Annotated in this window: 6 protein-coding genes; 3 read left to right on the plus strand and 3 right to left on the minus strand. The window is 66.4% G+C overall.

Going from position 1 to position 6,768, the window contains the following annotated elements; all coding sequences use genetic code 11:
- Positions 1 to 10 precede the first annotated feature (10 nt).
- Positions 11 to 2,461 (plus strand): ligase-associated DNA damage response DEXH box helicase, encoded by a 2,451-nt coding sequence (locus WCB02_RS15970; protein WP_423959388.1) that lies wholly within the window; start codon positions 11 to 13, stop codon positions 2,459 to 2,461.
- A gap of 182 nt (positions 2,462 to 2,643) precedes the next feature.
- Positions 2,644 to 3,342 carry a ligase-associated DNA damage response endonuclease PdeM gene (pdeM, locus tag WCB02_RS15975; RefSeq protein WP_423959382.1) on the plus strand — a complete coding sequence of 233 codons (699 nt, stop codon included), beginning with the start codon at positions 2,644 to 2,646 and terminating at the stop codon, positions 3,340 to 3,342.
- A gap of 45 nt (positions 3,343 to 3,387) precedes the next feature.
- On the opposite strand, the gene WCB02_RS15980 is transcribed toward pdeM, so the two are convergent.
- Entirely contained in the window at positions 3,388 to 4,251 is an 864-nt protein-coding gene (locus tag WCB02_RS15980; protein ID WP_423959383.1) for a LysR family transcriptional regulator, read from the minus strand.
- A 104-nt stretch (positions 4,252 to 4,355) separates the two neighbouring features.
- On the opposite strand from WCB02_RS15980, the gene WCB02_RS15985 reads away from it, so the two are divergent.
- A complete protein-coding gene (locus tag WCB02_RS15985; protein ID WP_423959385.1) occupies positions 4,356 to 5,303 on the plus strand; it encodes a DMT family transporter in 948 nt (315 codons plus the stop codon).
- A 66-nt stretch (positions 5,304 to 5,369) separates the two neighbouring features.
- Here the strand turns inward: WCB02_RS15985 and WCB02_RS15990 are convergent, their stop codons facing one another.
- Positions 5,370 to 5,498 carry a hypothetical protein gene (locus WCB02_RS15990; protein ID WP_423959386.1) on the minus strand — a complete coding sequence of 43 codons (129 nt, stop codon included), beginning with the start codon at positions 5,496 to 5,498 and terminating at the stop codon, positions 5,370 to 5,372.
- Between the two features lie 143 nt (positions 5,499 to 5,641).
- Entirely contained in the window at positions 5,642 to 6,448 is an 807-nt protein-coding gene (locus tag WCB02_RS15995; RefSeq protein ID WP_423959387.1) for a hypothetical protein, read from the minus strand.
- Positions 6,449 to 6,768 lie beyond the last annotated feature (320 nt).

The raw sequence follows: 6,768 nt of genomic DNA on the forward strand, positions 1-6,768 counted from the left end.
GTCTGGTTCGATGCAGCCTCCTGTCTCCCCACCACGCGCTGCGCGCGCGGGGGGCGGCGCGCAGGAGGCACTCGCTTTGGGAGAGGAGATCCTCGCCCCGCCGCCGCGCCGCGAATTGATCTCCACCGGCCGCGGCGTCGCACGCAGCCGGGAACTGCACACGCTCTACATCTCGCCGCTGAAGGCGCTCGCGGTAGATATTGCGCGCAATCTGGAGGCGCCGATTGCCGAGATGGGGCTGCCGATCAAGGTCGAGACCCGCACCGGCGATACGCCGGTGTCGCGGCGGCAGCGTCAGCGGCGCTATCCGCCGGACATCCTGTTGACCACGCCCGAGCAGCTCGCACTGCTGCTGTCCTCCGACGACGCACCGTTTCTGTTTGCGTCACTACGGCGCATCGTGCTCGACGAATTGCACGCGCTGGTCACCTCGAAGCGCGGCGACCTGTTGTCGCTCGGGTTGGCGCGGCTGTGGCAGCTTGCGCCCGACGCGCGCGCGATCGGCCTGTCGGCGACCGTGGCAGAGCCGGACGAACTGGCGCGATTTCTGGTGCCGCAGCCGCGAGGATCCAGTCAAGGGTTGCGCACGGGCGCCGACATCGTGTTCGGCGGCGGCGCCGCGCCTCCGATCGTCGAAATGCTGGACACGCGCGAACGCCTGCCCTGGGCCGGCCACACCGCGCGTCACGCGCTAGGCGAGATCTATGAGCTGATCAAGGTCAACAAGACCACTCTGGTGTTCGTCAACACCCGCAGCCAGGCCGAGATGTTGTTCCAGGACCTCTGGCGCATCAATGATGACGGGCTGGCCATCGCGCTACATCACGGTTCGCTCGACGTCGCCCAGCGCCGCAAGGTCGAGGACGCGATGGCAGCCGGCAAACTGCGCGGCGTGGTCTGCACCTCCTCGCTCGATCTCGGCGTCGACTGGGGCGATGTCGATCTCGTCATCAATATCGGCGCACCCAAGGGGGCCTCGCGGCTGATGCAGCGGATCGGCCGCGCCAATCACCGCATCGACGAAGCCTCGCGCGCCGTTCTGGTCCCGGCCAACCGCTTTGAGGTTCTGGAGTGCCGGGTCGCGATCGACGCGATTGCGGAAAATGCCCAGGATACGCCGCCGCTCCGGACTGGCGCGCTCGACGTGCTGGCCCAGCATGTGCTTGGCCGTGCCTGCGGCGAGCCGTTCCTGTCTGATGAACTCTATGACGAGGTGCGGACCGCGGTGCCCTACGCCAGGCTGTCGCGCAGCGATTTCGACGATGTGGTCGAGTTCGTTGCGACCGGCGGCTACGCGCTGAAGACCTACGAGCGCTTCGCGCGGATCAGGCAGGACAAGCAAGGCCGCTGGCGCGTCGCCAATCCGAGAGTGCGGCAGAGCTACCGGCTCAATGTCGGGACCATCGTCGAAGACGCGATGCTGAAGGTGCGGCTGGTGCGCTCGCGCGGCGGGCAAGGGCAGAACAAGGGATCGACCGGCGCGATTGCGCGCGGCGGGAGGATGCTGGGCGAGATCGAGGAATATTTCATCGAGGGGCTTGTGGTCGGAGACACCTTCGTGTTCGGCGGCGAGGTCGTGCGTTACGAGGCGCTGGTGGAGGACCAGGTCTATGTCTCGCGCGCCGACGACAAGGACGCCAAAGTGCCGTCCTACATGGGCGGCAAGTTTCCGCTCTCGACCTACTTGGCCGAACGGGTCCGCAAATTGCTCGACGACAGACGCGCCTGGGGCGCGCTGCCGGAGCAGGTGCGCGACTGGCTGATGCTGCAGCGGGATGTTTCGCTGGTGCCCGGCACGCGGGAGCTTCTGGTCGAGACCTTTCCACGCGCCAGCAAACATTATTTCGTCTGTTATCCCTTCGAGGGACGGCTCGCGCACCAGACCCTCGGCATGCTCCTGACGCGACGGCTGGAGCGCGCTCGCGCCCGGCCGCTCGGCTTCGTCGCCAATGAATACGCGCTGGCGGTCTGGGCGATCGGCGACCTGTCGTCGATGATCCGCCATGGCATGCTCGATCTGGACGCGCTGTTCGATCCGGACATGCTGGGCGACGATCTCGAAGCCTGGCTGGCCGAATCCGCGCTGATGAAGCGCACCTTCCGCGCCTGCGCGCTGATTTCCGGCCTGATCGCGCGGCGCTTCACCGATGAGGAGAAGACCAGGCGCCAGGTCCTGTTCTCGACCGACCTGATCTACGACGTGCTGCGCAAGCATCAGTCCGATCATGTGCTGCTGCGCGCCGCGCGCGCCGATGCCGCGACCGGCTTGCTCGATCTGCGCCGATTGGGTGATATGCTGTCGCGAATCAGAGGTCGAATCACCCATCGGGAACTCGACCACGTTTCGCCGCTCGCAGTCCCGGTGATGCTGGAGATCGGCCGCGAGCAGGTTTATGGCGAAGCCGCCGACGAGTTGTTGGCGGAAGCCGCCGATGAACTCGTCAAAGAGGCGATGTCGTAGAAGGGCGATGTCTTGGAAGAGACCTTCATAAGGGGAATGGTTTTGCGGGGCTCCGATCTCTCGACGTCGTCATGCCCGGACTCGTCCAGGACATCGACGTCTTCCTTTCCACGGGCGAGACGTAGATGGCAAGGCGCAGGCGAGCGGAAGCGACGCCGCCCTTCAGACGGCCATGCCCGGCCATGACGGAGCAAGCGGTGCGTTCCGTCATCTCTCAAGGCGCTCTCGAGATCGCGGGCGTTACGATGTTCGCCGATCTCTCCGGCGCGCTGTTCTGGGAGGAGCCGCGCCTGCTCGTCGTCGCCGACCTGCATCTCGAAAAAGGCTCGAGTTTTGCCGCGCGGGGCGTGTTGCTGCCGCCCTATGACACTGTCGCGACGCTCGGTCGGCTCGCCGCCGTCGTCGCGCGGCATGATCCGCGCATGGTGATCGCGCTGGGCGACAGTTTTCATGACCGGAACGGCCATCGGCGGCTGTCGGGCGGCGACCGCGAGACGCTGGCGGCGCTACAGGCGCGGCGCGACTGGATCTGGATTTCCGGCAATCACGATCCGGCGCTGCCCTCCAGTCTCGGCGGCATGGTCGCCAATGAAGTCGCGATCGGCAGGATCGCGTTCCGCCATGAGCCGACCGGCGCGTTCGGCGAGATCGCCGGCCATCTGCACCCGAAAGCGCGGGTGGCCACCCGCGGCCGCGCCATGGAACGGCGCTGCTTCGCTTGCGACAACGAACGGCTGGTGATGCCCTCATTTGGCGCCTACACCGGGGGCCTCAGCATCCGCGATGCGGCGTTCGCAAAGATCTTCCGGACGCCGGGCTTCATGGCCCATGTGCTCGGCGACACCCGCGTCCACAGCATCACCGCCTCGCGGTGCTATTGAGCATGCGACGGCTCTTTTCTTCGCCTCTCCCGAGGGAAAGTTTGGTTACGCCGCCTTGGCCTGCACGGTGTTGCAGAACGCGGCGAGGCGATCGGCGAGCCGCAGCGTCGCGGGGCTGGCCGTGGGGGACGTCACCAGCGCGATTTCTGTCCGCTCGATCGGCGTAAAACCGTCCTTCGCGTTCAGCACCCGATGGTCGGCCTGGATCGCCATTTCCGACAAAATGCTCACCCCCATCCCGGCGGCGACCGCGGCCTGAATGCCGGCGAGACTCGATGAGGTGTAGGCCATGTGCCAGGCGCGGCCGGCGCTCTCCAGCGCATGGATCGCGCGTGACCGGTACAGACAGCCCAAGGGAAAACCGATCAGCGGCACCGACGCAACCTTGAAATCGATCGGATGGCTCTTGCTGGTGACCCAGTGCACGCGCTCCGGCCACGCCGCGATGCCGCCCTTCTCGCCGGCATCGCGTTTGAGCAGCGCGAGGTCGAGGTCGCCGCGCTCCAGGTCACGCCGCAGCGAGATGCTCTGGTCGGCGCGGACGTCGAGCCGCAGGCTCGGGTGCGCGCGCGAAAACGTCGCGAGCCACTTCGCTAGCCGATAGGCGGCGAAGTCTTCGGGGATGCCGAGCCTGACCGCATCTGCGTCACCGGGCCGCGCCAGCACGTCGCACGCTTCTTCGGCGAGCGCCAACAGCCGCCGCGCATAGGACAGCAGGCGTTCGCCGGGTTCCGTCGGCGTCACCTCCCTGCCGTTGCGGTTCAAGAGCGGCTGGCCGATCTCGTCCTCCAACCGCTTGATCTGCTGGCTGACGGTCGATTGGGTACGGTGGACGCGCTCGCCGGCGCGGGTGAAGCCGCCGGCGTCCACCACCGAGACGAAGCTGCGTAGCAGATCGAGGTCCAGCACCTGCGCCTCCATTGGAAAATCAACTGGATATGAGTTTATCATTTAATTTCCAAATGCCAAGGGGCGGCTTTAGATCCAGCGGGTCACGTCCGAGGAGATCCGCCATGTCGCTTTCGCCCCCGGTTCTGATTTCCGGGTCCCGCTTCAATCCGCTGCCAATTTATGTCGGCCTGTTCTGCCTGCTCTGGAGCTTTGCCTTCGTCGCCGGCAAAATCGGCGTCACCTATTGCCCGCCGCTGATTCTGCTGGCGGCGCGGTTCTCGCTGGCAGGTGTTCTGATCATCGTCATCTCCGCGTTTCGCAGCGATGCGTGGTCGTTATCGTGGCGCGAGGTCGCGATGTTCGCCGTTCTCGGCGTTGCCAATAACGCGCTCTATCTCGGCCTCGGCTATACCGGCCTGCAGTCGGTCTCGGCCGGACTCGGCGGTCTGATCGTGTCGTCCAATCCGGTGTTCACGGCGGTGCTGGCTGCGATGTTTCTCGGCGAGACGCTGACCCGGCGCAAGGTGCTGGGCCTCGTGCTCGGCGTCGCCGGCGTCGCTTTCATCGTCTGGCACCGGATGTCGGCCGGCACCGACAGCCTGCACGGCATTCTCTTTACGCTCGCCTCGCTTGCCTCGCTGGTCAGCGGCACCATCCTATTCAAGCTGTTCGCGCCCAAGGGCAGCCTGTGGACCGGCAATGGCGTGCAGAATCTCGCCGCGGGTCTCGTGCTGCTGCCTGTCGCGCTCCGCGTGGCCGACGTCGGCGCGATCGTGCCGAATGCGAAGCTCGCCGGCGCGTTCGCTTTCCTCGTGCTTGGCGGATCGGTGCTGGCCTATCTGCTATGGTTTCATCTGCTCAAAGTCTGCGGGGCGACTGCCGCGAGCGCCTATCATTTCCTGATGCCGCCGCTTGGGATGCTGTTCGCGTTCCTGGTGTTGGGCGAACACGTCACGGTCCGCGACCTGCTCGGAATCGTCCCGGTGGCGCTCGGCATTTATCTCGTGACCCGTCCCGACACCAGCGCAAGCGCCTCGCTGCAAAGGAGCCGATCACGACACACACCCTGATCGGCGGTCCGACCATCAGCGGCGACACGGTCTGGCACGATGGCGTCGCCGAACTGGCTCGGCGCTTCAGGTCGACGTGGTGCCCCATTCGCCGGCGCGACGCAGACCCGCGGGCCGTTCGACCTCGGGATGGATATCAACGACGCGATCGAGACCGCGCGCGCGTTTCCCGATGCTGCGATCGCTCCCGTGCATGCCGACGGCCGGGCGCACTTCTGCCAGAGCCGAAGTGACCCGCGCGCCGGCTTTGACATGGTCGGTTCCGGCAAGTGGCCGAAACTTCTGGAGCCCGGCGTTGCCACGGTGATCGAGCGGCCGGACGACAAGCCAGCGGCGGCTCAGCGCGTGCGGACGGGATCCGTGACGAGCTTCATCGCCTCGGCTTCCTGCGCGGTCAACCAGCGCACGTCGCTGGTCGCGGACATCGCTTCCACGATGGCGGAGGACACGCCCATCCGCGTCATGTAGTTCAGGACCATGCCCGTGGTGCGCTGGGTTTCGGCAACTGGATCGCGCCCTGCCATGGCGGTGACAAACCGGTGAACGCCCAGACGCGAGCCTTCGACGCCGAATCGGGTCTTGCCACCGGCATAGACCAGCACGCAGGCGCTGGCGCAGTAAGACCGCGCGATCGCGCCGGAACCATCCGCGATGCCGACTGCGGTTGAAAGTCCGCGCGATCGGACGCCTTCGCCCATGATGATGGCTTGGCCGAGGTCTCCGCCGGGGGACGATAGCACCACGATGTCGCCGGGTGCGAGATGGGCGTCATCGAGCCGCTCGCGGAACCAGCTCGCGGCCGCGGCTCCGATCCTGCCGCGCACGTCGAGCGCTTTCACCCGCCGAGGCGAGCCGTCAGGATCGGGGATGATCGCCAATGACGACGTCAGGCTCGGCGAGAAGTAAAGGTCTTTCCAATAGGCCCAGGCCTCGGGCCGCGACAGGTCCTTGAACGCACGGGCGCCAACGCTGAGCATGATCAGGACGAACAGGGCGACCGAAGCTGGACGCCGCCATTTGCCGCGGCGAGCAGGTCCGATCAGAGCCCGCGACCGCTCGATCGGCCCGGGTACCGGTTTGCCCCACGGCCCTCCCGCTCCCGGCACGGACGCGCGCGGGCCCTTGTCGTGATCCTCGCTGGACAACCCGGTCTCTTTCGATCCCTCGGCTAAACCGTTTGGCGCATGTTCTTGGCCGCGACGCGCGACCGAAACGCTCGAGCGTCAGCCGTGATCGCGCGCGGCCCAGTCTTGAAATTATATCTCGATCTTACGTCGCGGGCCTTTTATCAGGGTGCCTGTTTATCGGGTTCTGTCGCGGATGGATATGCTGGTATCGCGCTGTCCGCGGCGCGCCTAACGATCAGCGCGCGGCGGCGCGCTTGATCAGGAGCGGCTTGGCGGCAGCAGCCGGCTTCGTGATCGCCGTCTGCGCCGGCCCGCTGTCCCAGCCGCCGGGCGGGGCG

The sequence above is a fragment of the Bradyrhizobium sp. genome (genome assembly GCF_049581145.1).
Classification (GTDB): domain Bacteria; phylum Pseudomonadota; class Alphaproteobacteria; order Rhizobiales; family Xanthobacteraceae; genus Bradyrhizobium.